The organism is Mycobacterium sp. (assembly GCF_040509115.1).
GTDB lineage: Bacteria > Actinomycetota > Actinomycetes > Mycobacteriales > Mycobacteriaceae > Mycobacterium.
On the sequence record NZ_JBEVLO010000079.1, the window covers coordinates 1 to 15,840 of the forward strand.

The following is a 15,840-nucleotide window of genomic DNA, read 5'->3' on the forward strand; positions in this document are numbered from 1 at the left end:
TGCCGCGATGCCCAGTGGGGCGTCGCGGCAGTCTCGTCTCTACGCCAGCGGAGTCGCCCGCCGCCGCAGGACGACCCGGCCACCCGCCTTCGGCGTGTAGGCCACACCCCGCGAGTAGACCTTCTCGTCCGGGGCGGTGCTGGTGTGGATCTCGAAGTGGCGCAACATGGTTCGTAGCACGACGTCGATCTCGACGTTCGCGAATGCCGCGCCGACGCAGCGCCGGGTGCCGCCGCCGAACGGGATGAACGCGAACGTCGGCGGGCGTTTGCCGACGTATCGATCCGGATCGAATCGCTCGGGATCGGCGAAATCCTCTGCGCGGGCGTGGATGTGGTCGATCGCCACGATCACCGAGTACCCCCGCGGGATCACCCATTCGCCGAGCTCGATCGTCGGCGCGTACACGTGCCGCCCGGCGAAGTCGATGACGGTGCGGGCCCGCTGCACTTCGAGAATGGTGGCCTGGCGGTATTCGTTGGCGTCGGTGGCCGCCTCGTCGACCAGTCGGTCGAGGACGTCGGGGTGCCGGGTGATGCGCTCCAGCGTCCAAGCCAGGGTGGCGGCCGTGGTCTCGTGGCCCGCGGCGAGCAGGGTGAGCAGTTCGTCACCGATGTCGCGCCGCGTCATCGCGGCCCCGTCCTCGTAGGCACTGCGCAGCAGCAGGGTCAGGACGTCGTCGCGCGTCTCGAAGTTCGGGTCTGCCATCACGGTGTCGATCAGCCGGTCGATGACCTCGTCGTACTGCCGCCGGTACGCCGCAAGCCTGCCCCACGGGCTGAATCGTCCATAGGTGCGTGAGGGGGATGGCAGCACCACCAGCTTCGACCCGAGCGTGACCCACGGCGGGATGATGCGCCGCAGCTCGTCGAGCTGCTCGCCGTCGGCCCCGAACACGGCCCGCAGGATGGCGTTGAGCGTGATCCGCATCATCGGCTCGAGCGACTCGAATTCCCGTCCCTCAGGCCAGGATTCGGCCTCGCGCAGCGTCTCCTCTTCGAAGATCACCTCGTAGTTCTTGATGCTCTTGCCGTGGAACGGCGGCGTCAGCAGCTTGCGACGTCGCTTGTGGTCGGCGCCGTCGAGGGCGAATACCGAGCCGGAGCCGAGGATGCGGCTGAGGTTGGGTTGGATGTTCCCGACGTCGTCGGTGTTGGCGGAGAACAGCTGCTTGGCCAGTCGTGGGTCCGCGACGATGATCGTCGGACCGAACACCGGAACGTCGATCGTGAACGCCTCGCCGATGCGACGGGTGAGCTTCTCGACCATCGACCGCCGAGCCGTTGCGAACGCGATGGCCTGGACGAACCTGGGCAGCCGGGGCTTGGGCGGGAGGTTGATCGGACTGCTCGTTGGGATCGCCGCGATCGCCGCTTGGCTCATCCAAACCCTCCAGACTGTTGTGGTACTCCTTCGTACCGCGTCACCGCAACTCACGGTACCGCCTGGTACCGATGATGCGCAAGGGTCCGGGGTGGGTTCGTGGCGACTAGAGTGGCTGACGCTGTGAACGACGCAACCAGTGTGACCACCGTGCACCCGGCCTTCCGTGGCCGACTCCTAGACGGCCTCGCCGAGTCCATCACCCAGCGCGGCTATCGCGCCACGACGGTCGCCGACGTCGTGCGCAACGCCAAGACCTCCAAGCGCACCTTCTACGACGAGTTCGCCACCAAGGAAGAATGCTTCGTCGAATTGTTGCGGACCAACAACGACCGGATGATCGCGGGCATCACCTCCGCGATCGACCCCGCGGCGCCCCCCGAGGAGCAGGTGCAGGCCGCCGTCGGGGCGTACGTCGCGCACATCGAAGCCCGCCCCGCCATCACACTGAGCTGGATTCGGGAGGCCCCCGCGCTCGGCGACCTGTCCCGGCCGCTCAATCGCCTTGCCATGCAGAACCTCACCGACATGCTCGTCGGCATCAGCGCCAGCCCCGGATTTCAGAATGCCGGCCTCGAACCGATCTCGCGGGAGCTGGCCCTCATCCTGCTGGGCGGCTTGCGCGAGCTGACCGCTCTCCTCGTCGAAGACGCCATGGACGTTCGCGGCCTCGTCGACCCGGCGGTCAGCGCTGCACGCGCCATTCTCGGGCTGGCCGCTAGCCGAGCATGAGTCGGGCGGACTTCTCCAACCGCTCCGCAATCTGGGCATACGACGCGTACCCCATCCCAGCGCGGACCAGGGCGCCGGAGTACAACATCTCGAGCGTATCGATGACGTCGGCGTCGGTATCCGGTCCGAGCGCCGCCGCGAGACGCTCCCTGATGTCCCGCCCGATGCGCTGCCGGAGCACTTCGACGTCGGGATCGCGCCCCAACAGCGCGCTGGTGACCGCGCCTGCGAACTCGGGCTCGTCGGCGACCAGCAGCGAAATGTGTTGCAGCACCTCGATCACGCGGGCGGCTCGGTCAGTGGAGTCGTGCGAGGCCGGCGGCGAGCCAGCGAGCCTGCGCCAGAACACCTCCGCGACGAGGTGCTCCTTGGACGAGAAGTAGGTGTAGGCGGTGGCAGCGCCGACACCCGCTTCGGCGGCCACCCGTCGCACCGTGAGACCGGCGAATCCGTCCCGGTTGAGGAGGTCGACGGCCGCCCTACCGAGCCTGTCGACGGTGTCTGCCTGCTTGGCGGTCAGACGGCGCCGAGTCGACTCCACGGTCGGATCGGACACATGTCCGGACACTACTACAAGTGACTGTGACCAGCAACGGTAAGTTGGCCACATGAGTACGACCGACAGTCACATCCCCACGCACATCCCCACGCGTCTGCCACCATCGGCCGCCCGGCTCTTCGAGCTCGCCGAGCGGGTCACCGGATTCATGCCTGCCGAAGAAGGACGCGCGCTGTACGACGCGGCGGTGAGGTACCTCGGCGACGGCGTCGGCGTCGAGATCGGCACGTACTGCGGCAAGTCGACCGTGCTGCTCGGCGCCGCTGCGCAGCAGACCGGCGGCGTGCTCTACACGGTGGATCATCACCACGGATCGGAAGAGCATCAGCCCGGCTGGGAATACCACGACACCACCATGGTCGACCCCGTGACGGGCCTCTTCGACACGCTTCCGACGCTGCGGCACACCCTCGACGCCGCGAGCCTCGACGACCACGTCGTCGCCGTGGTCGGCAAGTCCTCGCTCGTCGCCCGGTCGTGGCGAACCCCGTTGCAGCTCTTGTTCATCGACGGCGGTCACACCGACGCCGCAGCGCAGCAAGACTTCGACGGCTGGGCCAGGTGGGTGGCGGTCGGCGGCGCCCTCGTCATCCACGACGTCTTCCCCGACCCGAACGATGGCGGGCAGGCTCCGTACCGCGTGTACCGCCGCGCGTTGGACGGCGGGGCCTTCGGGGAGGTCGCAGCGATGGGTTCGATGCGCATCCTGGAACGCGTCAGCGGGACCCCGGGCGACGCGCTGGACTGACCGGTCAGAGCCCTGCGGCCGCCCGCTCGACGTCGAGGAGCTGCTCTCCGCGCCGTTCCGCGTCGTAGGCCGCGCGCCCACCGCGCAGGCCGAACAGCCGTTTGGACCACAGCAGGTAGATCACGGCCAACACGTTGATCGCGAACGCCCCAACGCGGGTGGTGGTGATGCCCTTCGCCGCCAGGTCGTACACCTCCAACGGCAGGAACACCGACGTCGCGATGACGGCGAAGTACTCACCCCACCGCGTGAGCAACCAGAGTCCGACCCCCTCGACGAGTTCCAGCACCGCGTAGGCGACCAACGCGAGGGTCAGGAGTGTCAACGTCGACGGCTTGGCCGCAAGCGCCTTCTCCAGCTCGTGGATCGCCGTCATCTGGTCGACCTTGAGGCCCGCGCTGCGCAGCAGCGGCAGATCCCGGTCGAACGCGGCCTGGATCGACCCCTGTGCACCGTGGAACTGCCAGACCGCGTAGGCGGCGATGGCGATCAGCAACGCGCGGATCCAGCGTTCCACCGCCAGTGCGCGCAGGATGATGGCCTGCCGCAGCGCCCTGCCGCGGATGACGAGCGGCGCGTCCGCCGCGCGGCCCCGCCCGTGCGGCGGGCCGGGGATGAAATCACCGCATCGCAAGCAGCGCCACACCTCGCCGAGCCCGGTCGTGCCGCTGAGCCGCCTCGCGAGTGCGTCGTCGTCGGGCTCGTAGGTGACGTGGCCGCGGCGTGCGCAGGTGCGCAATTCCCAGCGGTTGCGGTCGTCGGATCCGTCCATGGTCGTGGGCTCCTCGTTCCCGGCCGATGATGCCAGCTGCGCAACAGTGACGGTCGTGCATAATTTGCTCAACGACACTGGGGGTCGAGCCTGTGACTGCCGCACTCAAACGATGGTGGCTGCAGCCGAGTCATTATGACTGGCTCAGCGGATACCTTCACGCGCGCGGAATAGGTGGCGCCACCCGCATCATGATGGCCGCGATCTCGGCCTCGCTCGCGCTGTGTCTGGTGGCGCTGCTCGTCAGTCCGGATGGGCCGCGCGACCCGCTGCCCGTCGCAATGACCTGGGCGGCGTTTGCCGGTGGGATCGTCGGTGCCGTCGTGTGGACGGTGCGGTGGCCCACACCCGCGCAATCCGTCGGGTTTGCCGTCGTGACCAACACCTCGATCGCCCTGGCCTGCCTGGCCTATCCCGACCCCATGGCCTCGCTCCTGGGATGCATCGCGTTCGCGACCAGTGGCGGCTACATCGCGTTCTTCCACACCTCCAAGTACGTCCTGTACAACTTCCTCGTCACGGCGGCCGTCGCACTGTACGCAGCGATCAGGCTGGCGGCACAGGGGCACGTGGCGCTCGCGGCCGTGGATCTGTTCCTGGTGTTGCAGGTCAACATCGCGTTGGCCCTCGCTATCCAGGTCATGATCCGGGCGCTCGGCAACGATCTGGCGCGCGCGGATCTCGATCCGCTGACGAACCTGTGCAACCGACGCGCGTTCCTGTTCGAGACGCTGGGCCTGGTGATGTCCCGGCCCGCGCCCGACATGTTCCTCCTGGTTGCGGTCATCGACCTGGACGACTTCAAGTCGATCAACGACCGGCACGGCCACCTGGCGGGCGATCGCGTGTTGGTGGAGGTGGCCAACGCTCTGCGATCGAGCACGTACGACACGGCCGTGATCGCGCGCAGCGGCGGAGAGGAGTTCATCGTCGCCGATACCTCTCACGTCGGCGACGCCGCCCCGCTGGCGCAACGGATCTGCGCGGCCGTTGCGGACCTGCCGGTCCCCGTCACCGCCAGTGTCGGCACGGCGTGCGCGCCGCTGGACGGCGTCCCCACCCGGCAGCACAAGTCAATGGTCGACTACCTGGTCGGAGCGGCCGACAAGGCGATGTATCGAGCGAAGCGCAGCGGCGGCAACAGATTTCAGCACCACGGCCGGCACGACTCGCAGACCGGGTGAGTCAGCGGCCGCTGGCCGCGCAGGCGCAGTCGAACTGGCCTTCCAACCCCCGCGGCAGATCGACTCCCCTGAAGATTCCACTGGCCCTGGTGGTAGACGACAGCGCGTCCGCGGCGAGGATCATCGCCGCCCCGGTCCAGGTGGTGCGTTCCTCCGGCCACCGCTTGCCATCGGCGAACACCAGTCCGGTCCAGTACGAGCCGTCCGACTCGCGAAGATGCTGCATGGCCTCGAACTGCTCACGGGCCCTCGAAGAGTCGCCGATCGCGTCCAGCGCCATCACAAGTTCGCACGTCTCGGCGCCGGTGACCCACGGCCGATGGTCCACGCATCGGATGCCGATGCCCGGCACCACGAACCGGTCCCACCGCGAGTCGATGCGGACCCTGGCCGCTTCGCCCCGCAGTGCGCCGGCGAGCACCGGGTAGTACCACTCCATCGCGTGGTCGTCCTTGGTGGTGAACGCGTCGGGATGCTCGGCGATCGCGTGCCCGAGGCTGCCGAGCGCGACCTCCCATTCCGGCTGGGATTCACCGAGGTAGGTCGCCAGCGCCAGCGCACACCTGATGCTGTGATAGACGCTGGCGCAGCCGGTCAGCAGGGCCTCGGCAAGGATGCCTGCATCGCTTCTGGCCCAAGCGATCTCACCGCCGTCGAGTTGCATCGCGATGACGAAGTCGATGGCTTCGTTCACCACGGGCCACATGTCCTCGGCGAATCGGCGGTCGCCGGTGATCAGCACGTGGTGCCACACTCCGGTGGCGACGTACGCACAGAAGTTGCTGTCGCTGTTGCCGTCCTCGACGACTCCGCTGCGCATCTGGATGGGCCAAGAGCCGTCGGCGCGCTGCTCGTCACGGCACCAATCGAACGCCGCCCTCGCCGGTTCCCACAGACCCGCAACCGTCAACGCCATCGCATTCTCGACGTGATCCCACGGGTCGGTGTGGCCGCCCACGAACCAGGGCAGTGCGCCGGTCGACTCCTGCGTCGCTGCGATGGACTCCGCCGTCTGGCGACACTGCTCGGGCGTGAGAACACCTGGTACACCAGGGATCTCATGGCGCCGCACCGGGTCAGACCGCCGGGCCGGAGAGAGTGGCCGGCTTGCGGAAGTAGAGCGCGACGCTCTTGCCGATCAGTGGATTGAGGAGCGACTCGGCGTTTCGGGTCACCCACGGCGCCGACATCATGTCCCAGACCAGCAGCTTGTGGTACGCCGACACGGCGAAGTTATCCGAATTCTCTACGCCCACAGCACATTTCAGCCACCAAAACGGCGAGTGCAAGGCATGCGCGTGGTGCCGGTGGTCGAATTGCATCCCGCATGCGGTGACCTTGGCCGACAGTTCGTCAGCGCGGTAGATGCGGATGTGCCCGCCCTCGTTGGCGTGGTATTCGTCGGACAACATCCAGCAGACCTTCTCAGGCAGCCAGCGCGGCACCGTGACGGCGAGCTGCCCACCCGGCTTCAGTACCCGTACCAACTCGGCGATCGCGCGCTCGTCCTCCGGGACGTGCTCCAGGATCTCGGAGGCGATCACGACGTCGAACGTGCCGTCGGAGTAGGGAAGATCGAGGGCGTCACCCTTGACGGCCTCGGCCTTCGCGTCCGCCGGGGCTTCACCCTGGTCCTGCATCGCCTGCAGGATGGCGTCGACGTTGTTGAGCTCCTCGACGTCCTGGTCGAACGCGACGACGTCGGCCCCGCGCCGGAAGGCCTCGAAGGAGTGCCTGCCTGCTCCACACCCGACGTCGATGACGCTGCTGCCTGCGCCAACGCCCAGCCTGTCGAAGTCGACCGTCAGCATGTTCCAGCTCGCTTCATTGCTCGTTCGTATACCGAAACTGTTTGCGCAGCAACGGATTCCCAGCTGAACACGTCGACAGCTCGCTTGCGGCCGTTGGCGCCGAGCCTGCGCAGCTCCAGTGGCGAGTCGAGCAGTTCACCAAGCACCCTCGTCAGATCGTCGACGTCGCCAGGGCGCACCAGGCGGGCACACACGTCGTCGTCTCCGACCACCTCGGGCAGCGCGCCCGCCCGGCTCGCGACGATCGGCGTGCCGCTCGCCATCGCCTCCACTGCGGGCAGCGAAAAGCCCTCGTACAGCGAGGGAATGCACGCCACCTCGGCCGAGGCCATCAGGTCGGCCAGCTCGGTGTCGCTGAGACCGCTGGAACTGTGCACGATGTCGGAGATGCCGAGCTCGGCGATCAGCTTCTCGGTGGGCCCGTTGGGCTCCAGCTTCGAGACGAGCTGCACGTCGAGGTCGCGCTCGACGCGCAGTCGCGCCACCGCGTGCAGCAGGTGACTGACCCCCTTGAGGGGGACGTCGGCGCTGGCGATGGCGATGATCCGGTTGCGCACCCGATGCTCGCTCGGCCTGAACAGCTCGGTGTCCACCCCGAGAGGGACCACGTGGAGCTGAGCAGGCGAGACCGCGAAGTCCTCGGCGATGTCGGTGGCCGACGACGACGACACGGTCAGCAGCTCCGGGATCTGGCGGGCGATCCGCTTCTGCATCTCGGCGAAGCCATACCACCTGCGCACCAACGGCTTTCGCCACCACTTCGCCGCGGCGACGTCGACAACTCGGTCGCGGGTGATCGGGTGGTGCACGGTGGCGACCAACGGCAACCCGAGGTCGGTGAGCGCGAGCAGACCGTCACCCAGACTCTGGTTGTCGTGCACCACGTCGAAGTCGTCGCGCCGCTCGGCCAAGATGCGCGCCACGCGCAGGCAGAACGTCTTGGGCTCGGGAAAGCCCGCCGTCCACGTCGTCAGGAGCTCCAACAGATCGATGCGGTCGCGGATCTCGCTGGGCCGGGGGACGCGGAACGGATCCGGCTCGCGATACAGGTCCAGGCTCGGCACCTTGGTCAGGCGCACCCGCGGATCGAGACCCCCCGGATAGGGCTGGCCCGAGAAGACCTCGACGTCGTGGCCAAGGTCGACGAGACCGCGACTCAGATGGCGGACGTAGACGCCCTGCCCACCACAATGCGTCTTGCTTCGGTATGAGAGCAGGGCAATCCGCATGGCTATTTCACCGCGGCCAGAGTCGGAATCTGCGCTCTGGACATGTGTCCAGACTATAGTTTGACTAGCTAGCCGCCGCAACGCGGTCACTTCTGGGACTACCACGGGCGCCCGGCGGGCCCCTACTTCTCGGGCGGGAAGCCACCCGTCGCGACCGGTCCCCACCGCACCGGCGTCACCCTGATCAGGCATTTCCCCTGATCGACCATCGCTTGGCGATACTCGTCCCAGTCCGAGTGTTCGCCCGCGATCGCGCGGAAGTAGTCCACCAGCGGCTCCACCGCCTCGGGAAGGTCGATCACCTCCGCGTCGCCGTCGACCTGCACGTACGGACCGTTGAACTCGTCGGAGATGACGGTGACGCTGGCGCGGGGATCGCGGCGGATGTTCGCCGACTTCGCGCGCTGCGGGTAGCTGGCGATGACGATCCGGCCCGCGTCGTCGACGCCGCCGGTCACCGGCGAGCTCTGGAGCGACCCGTCGGAGCGGAAGGTGGTGAGGAGCATGTGGTGCCGGGGCCGGACGAAGTCCAGCAGCGTCGGCAGATCGACGGAATCGGCGGTAGCGAGCTTACGGGCCATTGCACCAACTTACTGACGGCGCTCACTCACCGGCTTGAGCGTCCAGGCCGGAATCCAATGCGTCACGGACTTGCGCTTGGCGCCGTAGCAGATGTCATAGGTGACCAGCCCCCACCATTGCCCCTGCTCGCACAGACCCCAGCAGCTCAACCTGCCCTCGACGATCGAGTGCATCTGCAGGCCTGCCGGGTTGTAGCCGCCGGACGTGTGGGGTTCGCGCGGGAACACGGCCCCGAGATCGACGAGCACCGCAGATGGCGGATCGACGCGTCGAAACGGCTGTTGCACGGGCTGCCCGTGGTAGCCGATCGACTGGAACTCGCCCATCGTTCGATCATATGTTCGATTCGACTCCGGGGATCCGGTACCGGGGGAGGACGAACGCATACGGCCTGCGAAAGCCCAGTCCGCTCAGTCGCGCTCCGCGGATCGCCTCGGCGGTCGTGGGTCGCACCTCCCCCGAGGACGGCTCGTAACAGCGCAGCATCGATCCCGGCGTTGATCCCGTCGCCTCGACGATCAGCACCCAATGCCGAGGAATCGAGTTGCCCACCAGCATCGCCACCGGCCAGTGCGCCGCGACCGCGCGTTCGACGTCCTCCAGCGGGTCGTCGCGACGCACCAGGCGCCAGCCGTACCGCACGCCGTGACCGGCGCTGTGCCTGCTGATCGTCCGCGCCATGCCCGACGGAGTGGTGCCGAGAGCACGCGGCCAGATCCGGTTTGCCGTGGCGTGCACCCTGCCCTGTTCACCGTCGAACCAAGCGCCCCCGGTCTGCGCGACGTCGCGGGGCGCCGTGAGCTTCGCGCGGTAGGCCGGATCCAGCAGCGCCCCCGCGACGACGGCGACGGCGGGGCCACAAGAGACCCCGTCACGCTGCCGCAGCCCCATCGCCGCCAGCTCCACGGCACCCAGGCTAGGCCGATCGGGGTCGGCGACGGACCCGATCCGCATAGGCTCTGCACCATGCGCCTCTCGACACGTAACCAGCTCACGGGCACCATCACCGAGGTGAACCTCGGTGCGGTCATGGCCACCGTTCGCGTCAAGCTCGACGGCGGCGATCAGGTCGTCACGGCGTCGATCACCAAGGACGCGGCCGAGGACCTCGGGTTGACGGCGGGCCTCCCCGCCACGGTGTTCGTGAAGTCCACCGAGGTGGCCATCGGCGTCGAGTAGGCGAGAGGGTCGGCGCGCCAATGGCGACGAATCGCCGTCTGCCGCCGAGGAAATGAGGCTCGCGTGACGTTTCGCGATCTGCACTACGCGGATCTGCCGCTGGTCCTGCCGAACGCGTGGGATGTGCCGTCGGCGCTGGCACTGCTCGAGGCGGGATTCACCGCGCTCGGTACCACCAGCTTCGGGGTCGCGGTCACCCACGGCACCCCCGACGGAGCGGGCTCGACACGGGACGCCAACCTCAGACTCGCCGACGCGCTGCGTCCACTGAACTGCTACCTCAGCATCGACGTCGAGGACGGCTACTCTGCTGACCCGGATGCGGTCGCCGATTATGTGTCCCTGCTGCCCGCTGACGGCGTCAACGTCGAGGACAGCACCGCGGAGAAACTGATCGATCCCGAGCTGCATGCCGCCAAGATCCGCGCGATCAAGGCGCGCTCGCCCAAGATGTTCGTCAACGCACGCGTCGACACCTACTGGCTGGGCCAGGACGCCGACGTCACGGCCACACTCGCGCGGGCCCACCACTACGTCGAGGCGGGCGCCGACGGGATCTTCGTCCCCGGCGCCACGGATTCCGGCGTGGTTCGCGACCTCGCCCGCAACGTCGATCGGCCGCTCAACGTGCTGGCCGTGCCGGGAAGCTCGCCCGTCGACATGGCCGCCCTCGGCGTGCGACGGATCTCGACGGGCTCGCTGCCCTACCGGGCGGCGCTGTCGGCAGCCGTCCGGGTTGCCGAAGCCGCCCGCGGTGGCCTGCCGTTTCCGGAGGCGACACCGTACCTGGACCTGCAGGACCTGGTGATTCGGTACGCCAAGGGCGATCAGCGCAGGTAACTACCCGGTACCCCTGGTTTCACCTACGAGATTCTGGCAATATTACCGACCGGTAAGGACGGTTGCTCGAATCTCGGCAGGGGGAATGAAGGCAATGACACAGCAGTCTTTGACACAGCAGTCTTTGACACAGCAGTCTTTGCAGTTCGTCGCGGCGCCCCAGCAAGGCACGGAGGGCGGTGGCGCCGCCCTCGATCAGGTCATCGGCATGTCCGCCGTCGCCCTGGTGGTGACGCTGGCCCTGCTGTGGATCGGCTACCTGCACCGCCAACGCCGGATCACCTGGCTGATGAACCTCGCCGAGAGGACGGGCGCCAGGTTCAAGCGCCCGCCGTGGGTGGCCCTGCAGGTGTTCCTGTTCACCGCGACCATCATCGCCGCGCTGTTCGGCTTCATCTGGGACGTCAGCCTGCACATCGGCAAGGGCCGCGATCCGGGCCCGCTGGCCAACCCAGCCCACTACTTCATCCTGTTCGGCCTGTTCCTGCTCTTCATCGCGGGCACGCTCGCGATGGTCCTGCCCTACGACAAGCCGGGACCCGCCGCGATCCGCATCACCCGCACCTGGTTCGCGCCCGTCGGCGGTCTGCTGATGGCCATGTGCGGCATGTACGCGCTCATCGGATTCCCACTCGACGACGTCTGGCATCGCATCTTCGGCCAGGACGTCACGCTCTGGGGTCCGACGCACCTGATGTTGATCGGCGGGGCGGGCATGTCCCTGATCGCCGTCCTCCTCCTCGAGTACGAGGGCCGACGAGCCATGGGACCCGACGTGGAGGACGACAGGTTCGTCCTGAAGCTGCTGCGGTATCTGTCCTTCGGCGGGTTGTTCATCGGCCTGTCGGTCTTCCAGATCGAGTACGACTTCGGCGTCGAGCAGTTCCGCCTGGTGCAACAGCCGATGATGATCGCGTTCGCAGGCGCGTTCGCCGCCGTCGCCGCCCGGCTGGTGCTCGGCCGTGGCGGAGCGATCATCGCCGCGCTGCTCGCGGTCGTGATCCGCGGCGCCACCTCGGTGCTGGTGGGCCCGATCCTCGGCGGCCCCACCAGCTGGTTCCCGCTATACCTCGGCGCGGCCATCGTCGTCGAGCTCATCGCCCTGACACCGCTCGTCAAGCGCCCAGTCCTGTTCGGCGCCATCGCGGGCCTCGGTGTCGGCACCGTCGGACTGTGGTTGGACTCCCTCTGGGTCGCCGCCGTGTACCGCTATCCGTGGCCGACGAGCATGTGGCCGGAGGCGCTCGCGATGGCGGTGCCGGTGGCCGTCGGCATGGGGGTCTGCGGCGGCCTGCTTGCCATGGTGCTCACCGGTCAAAGGCTGCCAAGGCCGGCCATCGGCGTCACCGCGGTGGTGCTGACGGTCCTGGTGACCGGCGGCGCGGTGGCCAACGGGTTGCGCACCGAGGTGCCCGAGGACGCGAACGCGACGATCGCGCTGACCGATCTGCCGAGCGACGCAGGCCAGCGCACGGTCTCCGCCGACGTCCGGATCGCCCCGAACGACCTCATCGGCGACGACCCCGAGTGGGTGACCATCCTGGCGTGGCAGGGTGGCATCGCGAACGACCGCGGGTTGGCCATCGACGAGCTGGAGAAGGTCGGGCCCGGGCATTACCGGTCGACCCAACCGATCCCGGTCTGGGGTTCGTGGAAGACGCTGCTGCGCGTGCAGGACGGCCACACCATGGCAGGCGTGCCGATCTTCCTGCCCGCCGACCCTGGCATCGGGGCGCAGGAGACGCCTGCGCTGGCGTCCAGCACGCGGCCGTTCGTCCAGGAGATCACCATCCTGCAGCGCGAGCGCAACCAGAACCACCCGGCGTGGCTGTTCAACGTCGCGTCGTTGGTGGTGCTGTTCTGCACGCTGGTTCTCATCGCCGCCCTCACGTGGGGCGCGGGCCGGATCAACGCCTACGAGTCGTTCACCGACAGCAAGGCCGTCGAGGATCCCGGGCCGAAGCAGCCGGTGCCTCAGGGGTGACGCCGTCAGTCGAGCTGGTCGCCGACCACACCCTGCTTCTGGCGCTGCCCGCGTTCGCGCCTGCGGTCGTCGTGGTGGGGGTGGTCGTGTACATCGCGATGAAGGACCGCCGCAACCGCGACCAGGATGCCGAGGATGACGCGGCTCACAGTGAGCACCCAGCCGTCGCCGACGAAGATGGACCATCGTGACCACGCTGACGATCTCACGAACTCTCGCTGCCCTGACCGCCGTCGCACTGCTCGCCTCGGGCTGCGGTGGCGGCTCGAATGAATCGGGCGACGCGGCTGCCAGCAGCTCGCCGGCCACGCCGACCTCGACGGACGCACCCGAGCTGACCGATCAGCAGGCACCGCCGGAACGCCTCGTCGTCGACGTGACCATCAAGGGTGGCGAGGTCACCCCGACCAACGAGCAGCTCCAGACCTCGGTCAATTCGCCGATCGTGATCAGGGTCAACAGCGACGCCGCCGACCAGTTGCACGTGCACTCGAATCCGGAACACACCTTCACCATCGAGCCCAAGAACGGCCAGTCCTTCCAGTTCACCGTCGCCGTCCCCGGCACGGTCGACGTCGAGCTACATCAGCTGAACCGCACGATCGCCACGATCCAGGTGCAGTGACCCGGAGCCCGTCGACCTCGCTGCTCGCCCACGGTCTTGGCGGCTCGAACGACCTGCCGATCCCCTATACCTACGCACTCATCGGCGCGGCGTGGGCGCTGACGTTCACGTTCGCGGTGGTGGTGCTGGCGTGGAAGAAGCCACGGTTCGACGCGGCGAAGCAGGGCCGTCCGCTTCCTCGGTCGGTGACGACGGTGACGGACGCATCCGCGACGCGCTGGGTGGTGGCCGCGGCCGGGCTGGCGTTGAGCGCATGGGTGGCGGTCGCCGCGGTCGTCGGGCCACAGGACGGCGGGAGTGCGCTTCCCGGTGTGTTCTACGTACTGCTCTGGGTGGGGCTGGTGGCGGTGTCGCTGGCAATCGGGCCGGTGTGGCGGGCGATCTCGCCGGTGCGGACGGTGTACCGGCTGCTACCGCTGTCGCGGAGCTCGCCGCCGCGCGAATATCCGGCGCGGTGGGGCTACTGGCCCGCGGCGGTCGGCCTGTTCGCGTTCGTCTGGCTCGAGCTGGCCAGCCCGGATCCTGGTTCGCTTCCCGCGGTGAAGATTTGGCTTCTGCTGTACGTGGCGGTGACGTTGGCGGGCGCGCTGGTCTTCGGGACGCGCTGGCCGGCGCGGGGCGATCCGTTCGAGGTATACGGCATGGTGGCGTCGAGGCTGTCGCCGTTGCGGCGCAACGACGACGGACGCATCGCGATCGGCAACCCGTTCGACCATCTCCCGTCGCTGCCGGTGCGCGCGGGCACGCTGGCGGTGCTGGCCGTGCTGCTCGGCTCGACGGCGTTCGACAGCTTCTCGGCGATGCCGCAGTCACGCCAGTTCGTCGACGACGTCGCTGGTGACTCGACGCCGATCGCCGTGCTGGTGCGCAGTGCGGGGCTGCTGCTGTTCGCCGGGGTGGTCGGCACGACGTTCTGGCTGGCGGCCATGGCGACGGGCGGGGTGGACGCCGCCCGTCGTCGCGAACTGCCCGGCCTGATGGCGCACTCCCTGATTCCGATCGTCATCGGCTACGTGTTCGCGCACTACCTGACCTATCTGCTCGAGCGCGGCCAGGAGACGGTGCTGCGGCTGGCGGATCCGGTCGGCAGTGGCTGGCTCGGTGACACCCAGGCGCACTACTTTCTGTCGATGCATCCGACGGTGCTGTCGACGTTGAAGGTCTGCTTCGTCGTCGGGGGGCACGTCGCAGGCGTGGTCGCGGCGCACGACCGCGCGTTGCGGGTGTTGCCCAAGGGCCATCAGGTGACGGGGCAGCTGGCGATGATGCTGGTGATGGTCGGCTACACGTTCACCGGCCTGTACCTGCTCTTCGGCGGCTGAGCTCTCTTCGGCGGCCGAGCTAGAGAAGGGCGGCGTCGAGCAGCGTCTCGGCCGCCACGCGCCCGTAGTCGCCGCGGCCAGGATCGTCGAACACCATCGCCCGGCCCGCGACGCCGTCGGCCAGGATCGCAAGCTGTTCGGCCAACCGGTCGGGTTCGCGAGCGCCCAGCTCCAGCAACAGACCGGCAATGCGAGACGTGAACTCCTGCTTGCGATCTCGCGTGTAGGCATGCGCCGGGCTGGCCGGGTCGGGAAATTCGGTGGCGGCCGCGGTGAACGGGCACCCGCGCACCGGGCCGTTGACGCGATGGACGCGAAACAACGACATGATTCGCTCACGCGCCGGCAGGTCCTCGCGGTCGAGCATGCTCTCCATCGTGAGTCCGGTGTCGGACAGGTGCCGCAGGTAGGCGATGACGAGGTCCTCCTTCGCCGGGAAGTGCGCGTAGAGCGTGCGCTTCGACACCGGCGCCTCGGCGGCGATCTGCTCCATGGTGGTGGCATTGATGCCCTGCGCCTCGAACAGCGCGGTGGCGGCGGCCAGGATGCGTTCCCGACCACCCCGGCCGCGTTGCCTGCCCGTCTCGCCCACGAATCGAAGTATACGTCTCCGTTTACACAAGCGGGAGTCTTCGCTACTCTGGCACCAAGTAAACGACAACGTGTACTTGATGGGAGAACGTCGCCATGCCCAGCCTCATCGAAACCGGCCTCATCGAAACCGGCCTCATCGAAGCCGCGGAAACCCTGATCCGCACCCGACGGGCCACCCGCGCATTCCGCGCCGACGAAGTGCCGCAGGACACGATGCGCTCCGTGTTCGCCCTCGCCGGGTCGGCGCCGTCGAACTCGAACACCCAGCCGTGGCACGTCGAGGTGGTCAGCGGTGC

At 68.1% G+C, this 15,840-nt stretch carries 20 protein-coding genes; 10 read left to right on the forward strand and 10 right to left on the reverse strand.

The window, feature by feature from the left end; all coding sequences use genetic code 11:
• Positions 1 to 39 precede the first annotated feature (39 nt).
• On the reverse strand, positions 40 to 1,383 hold the full coding sequence (locus tag ABW137_RS06680; protein ID WP_526398146.1) for a cytochrome P450: 1,344 nt from the start codon (positions 1,381 to 1,383) through the stop codon (positions 40 to 42).
• A gap of 141 nt (positions 1,384 to 1,524) precedes the next feature.
• Here ABW137_RS06680 and ABW137_RS06685 point away from each other — a divergent pair, with 141 nt between their 5' ends.
• Positions 1,525 to 2,115, forward strand: coding sequence for a TetR/AcrR family transcriptional regulator (locus tag ABW137_RS06685; RefSeq protein ID WP_526398148.1), 591 nt, complete (start codon positions 1,525 to 1,527; stop codon positions 2,113 to 2,115).
• Here the strand turns inward: ABW137_RS06685 and ABW137_RS06690 are convergent.
• The gene (locus tag ABW137_RS06690) at positions 2,102 to 2,671 is read right to left on the reverse strand and encodes a TetR/AcrR family transcriptional regulator (protein WP_526398150.1); all 570 of its coding nucleotides are present in this window, start codon (positions 2,669 to 2,671) and stop codon (positions 2,102 to 2,104) included. The genes ABW137_RS06685 and ABW137_RS06690 overlap by 14 nt on opposite strands.
• Positions 2,672 to 2,723: 52 nt before the next feature.
• Between ABW137_RS06690 and ABW137_RS06695 the strand changes: the two genes are divergently transcribed.
• Complete coding sequence (locus ABW137_RS06695; protein WP_526398152.1) at positions 2,724 to 3,422, forward strand: class I SAM-dependent methyltransferase; 699 nt, start codon at positions 2,724 to 2,726, stop codon at positions 3,420 to 3,422.
• Positions 3,423 to 3,426: 4 nt separating this feature from the next.
• Here ABW137_RS06695 and ABW137_RS06700 read toward each other — a convergent pair whose 3' ends face one another.
• A complete protein-coding gene (locus tag ABW137_RS06700; protein ID WP_526398154.1) occupies positions 3,427 to 4,194 on the reverse strand; it encodes a DUF2127 domain-containing protein in 768 nt (255 codons plus the stop codon).
• A 92-nt stretch (positions 4,195 to 4,286) separates the two neighbouring features.
• On the opposite strand from ABW137_RS06700, the gene ABW137_RS06705 reads away from it, so the two are divergent.
• Positions 4,287 to 5,378 carry a GGDEF domain-containing protein gene (locus ABW137_RS06705; RefSeq protein WP_526398156.1) on the forward strand — a complete coding sequence of 364 codons (1,092 nt, stop codon included), beginning with the start codon at positions 4,287 to 4,289 and terminating at the stop codon, positions 5,376 to 5,378.
• Position 5,379: 1 nt separating this feature from the next.
• On the opposite strand, the gene mmpH is transcribed toward ABW137_RS06705, so the two are convergent.
• From mmpH to ABW137_RS06735, 6 genes are all read right to left on the reverse strand, one after another.
• Positions 5,380 to 6,450 carry an MMP endo-(1,4)-3-O-methyl-alpha-D-mannosidase gene (gene mmpH / locus ABW137_RS06710; RefSeq protein WP_526398158.1) on the reverse strand — a complete coding sequence of 357 codons (1,071 nt, stop codon included), beginning with the start codon at positions 6,448 to 6,450 and terminating at the stop codon, positions 5,380 to 5,382.
• 4 nt (positions 6,451 to 6,454) lie between these two features.
• The gene (locus ABW137_RS06715; RefSeq protein WP_526398160.1) at positions 6,455 to 7,189 is read right to left on the reverse strand and encodes a class I SAM-dependent methyltransferase; all 735 of its coding nucleotides are present in this window, start codon (positions 7,187 to 7,189) and stop codon (positions 6,455 to 6,457) included.
• Positions 7,183 to 8,418, reverse strand: a complete 1,236-nt coding sequence (gene manT / locus ABW137_RS06720) for an MMP alpha-(1->4)-mannosyltransferase (protein WP_526398162.1) — start codon at positions 8,416 to 8,418, stop codon at positions 7,183 to 7,185. The genes ABW137_RS06715 and manT overlap by 7 nt, the downstream gene beginning before the upstream one ends.
• Before the next feature lie 122 nt (positions 8,419 to 8,540).
• Positions 8,541 to 8,999, reverse strand: a complete 459-nt coding sequence (locus ABW137_RS06725) for a PPOX class F420-dependent oxidoreductase (protein WP_526398164.1) — start codon at positions 8,997 to 8,999, stop codon at positions 8,541 to 8,543.
• A gap of 9 nt (positions 9,000 to 9,008) precedes the next feature.
• A complete protein-coding gene (locus ABW137_RS06730; protein WP_526398166.1) occupies positions 9,009 to 9,326 on the reverse strand; it encodes a hypothetical protein in 318 nt (105 codons plus the stop codon).
• A 7-nt stretch (positions 9,327 to 9,333) separates the two neighbouring features.
• On the reverse strand, positions 9,334 to 9,954 hold the full coding sequence (locus tag ABW137_RS06735) for a hypothetical protein (protein ID WP_526398168.1): 621 nt from the start codon (positions 9,952 to 9,954) through the stop codon (positions 9,334 to 9,336).
• Between the two features lie 12 nt (positions 9,955 to 9,966).
• Between ABW137_RS06735 and ABW137_RS06740 the strand changes: the two genes are divergently transcribed.
• From ABW137_RS06740 to ABW137_RS06765, 6 genes are all read left to right on the forward strand, one after another.
• Complete coding sequence (locus ABW137_RS06740; RefSeq protein ID WP_526398170.1) at positions 9,967 to 10,179, forward strand: TOBE domain-containing protein; 213 nt, start codon at positions 9,967 to 9,969, stop codon at positions 10,177 to 10,179.
• A 63-nt stretch (positions 10,180 to 10,242) separates the two neighbouring features.
• Positions 10,243 to 11,019: an isocitrate lyase/PEP mutase family protein gene (locus ABW137_RS06745; RefSeq protein ID WP_526398172.1), complete on the forward strand. Its 777-nt coding sequence runs from the start codon at positions 10,243 to 10,245 to the stop codon at positions 11,017 to 11,019.
• Positions 11,020 to 11,227: 208 nt separating this feature from the next.
• Positions 11,228 to 13,003 (forward strand): hypothetical protein, encoded by a 1,776-nt coding sequence (locus ABW137_RS06750; protein WP_526398182.1) that lies wholly within the window; start codon positions 11,228 to 11,230, stop codon positions 13,001 to 13,003.
• Entirely contained in the window at positions 13,000 to 13,194 is a 195-nt protein-coding gene (locus ABW137_RS06755; RefSeq protein ID WP_526398174.1) for a hypothetical protein, read from the forward strand. The genes ABW137_RS06750 and ABW137_RS06755 overlap by 4 nt, the downstream gene beginning before the upstream one ends.
• Positions 13,195 to 13,199: 5 nt before the next feature.
• Positions 13,200 to 13,628, forward strand: a complete 429-nt coding sequence (locus ABW137_RS06760; protein WP_526398184.1) for a hypothetical protein — start codon at positions 13,200 to 13,202, stop codon at positions 13,626 to 13,628.
• Positions 13,625 to 14,950 carry a hypothetical protein gene (locus ABW137_RS06765; RefSeq protein WP_526398176.1) on the forward strand — a complete coding sequence of 442 codons (1,326 nt, stop codon included), beginning with the start codon at positions 13,625 to 13,627 and terminating at the stop codon, positions 14,948 to 14,950. The genes ABW137_RS06760 and ABW137_RS06765 overlap by 4 nt, the downstream gene beginning before the upstream one ends.
• 19 nt (positions 14,951 to 14,969) lie before the next feature.
• Here the strand turns inward: ABW137_RS06765 and ABW137_RS06770 are convergent, their stop codons facing one another.
• A complete protein-coding gene (locus ABW137_RS06770; protein ID WP_526398178.1) occupies positions 14,970 to 15,542 on the reverse strand; it encodes a TetR/AcrR family transcriptional regulator in 573 nt (190 codons plus the stop codon).
• A gap of 95 nt (positions 15,543 to 15,637) precedes the next feature.
• Here ABW137_RS06770 and ABW137_RS06775 point away from each other — a divergent pair.
• The coding region (locus ABW137_RS06775; RefSeq protein WP_526398180.1) for a nitroreductase family protein at positions 15,638 to 15,840 on the forward strand (203 nt) is incomplete at its 3' end.

Coding starts and splice junctions, on each gene's coding strand:
- ABW137_RS06730 (WP_526398166.1), bottom strand. CDS start 9,326: ATGGGCGAGTTCCAGTCGATCGGCTACCACGGGCAGCCCGTGCAACAG.
- ABW137_RS06695 (WP_526398152.1), top strand. CDS start 2,724: ATGAGTACGACCGACAGTCACATCCCCACGCACATCCCCACGCGTCTG.
- manT (WP_526398162.1), bottom strand. CDS start 8,418: ATGCGGATTGCCCTGCTCTCATACCGAAGCAAGACGCATTGTGGTGGG.
- ABW137_RS06700 (WP_526398154.1), bottom strand. CDS start 4,194: ATGGACGGATCCGACGACCGCAACCGCTGGGAATTGCGCACCTGCGCA.
- ABW137_RS06725 (WP_526398164.1), bottom strand. CDS start 8,999: ATGGCCCGTAAGCTCGCTACCGCCGATTCCGTCGATCTGCCGACGCTG.
- ABW137_RS06740 (WP_526398170.1), top strand. CDS start 9,967: ATGCGCCTCTCGACACGTAACCAGCTCACGGGCACCATCACCGAGGTG.
- ABW137_RS06715 (WP_526398160.1), bottom strand. CDS start 7,189: ATGCTGACGGTCGACTTCGACAGGCTGGGCGTTGGCGCAGGCAGCAGC.
- ABW137_RS06680 (WP_526398146.1), bottom strand. CDS start 1,383: ATGAGCCAAGCGGCGATCGCGGCGATCCCAACGAGCAGTCCGATCAAC.
- ABW137_RS06750 (WP_526398182.1), top strand. CDS start 11,228: ATGTCCGCCGTCGCCCTGGTGGTGACGCTGGCCCTGCTGTGGATCGGC.
- ABW137_RS06735 (WP_526398168.1), bottom strand. CDS start 9,954: ATGCGGATCGGGTCCGTCGCCGACCCCGATCGGCCTAGCCTGGGTGCC.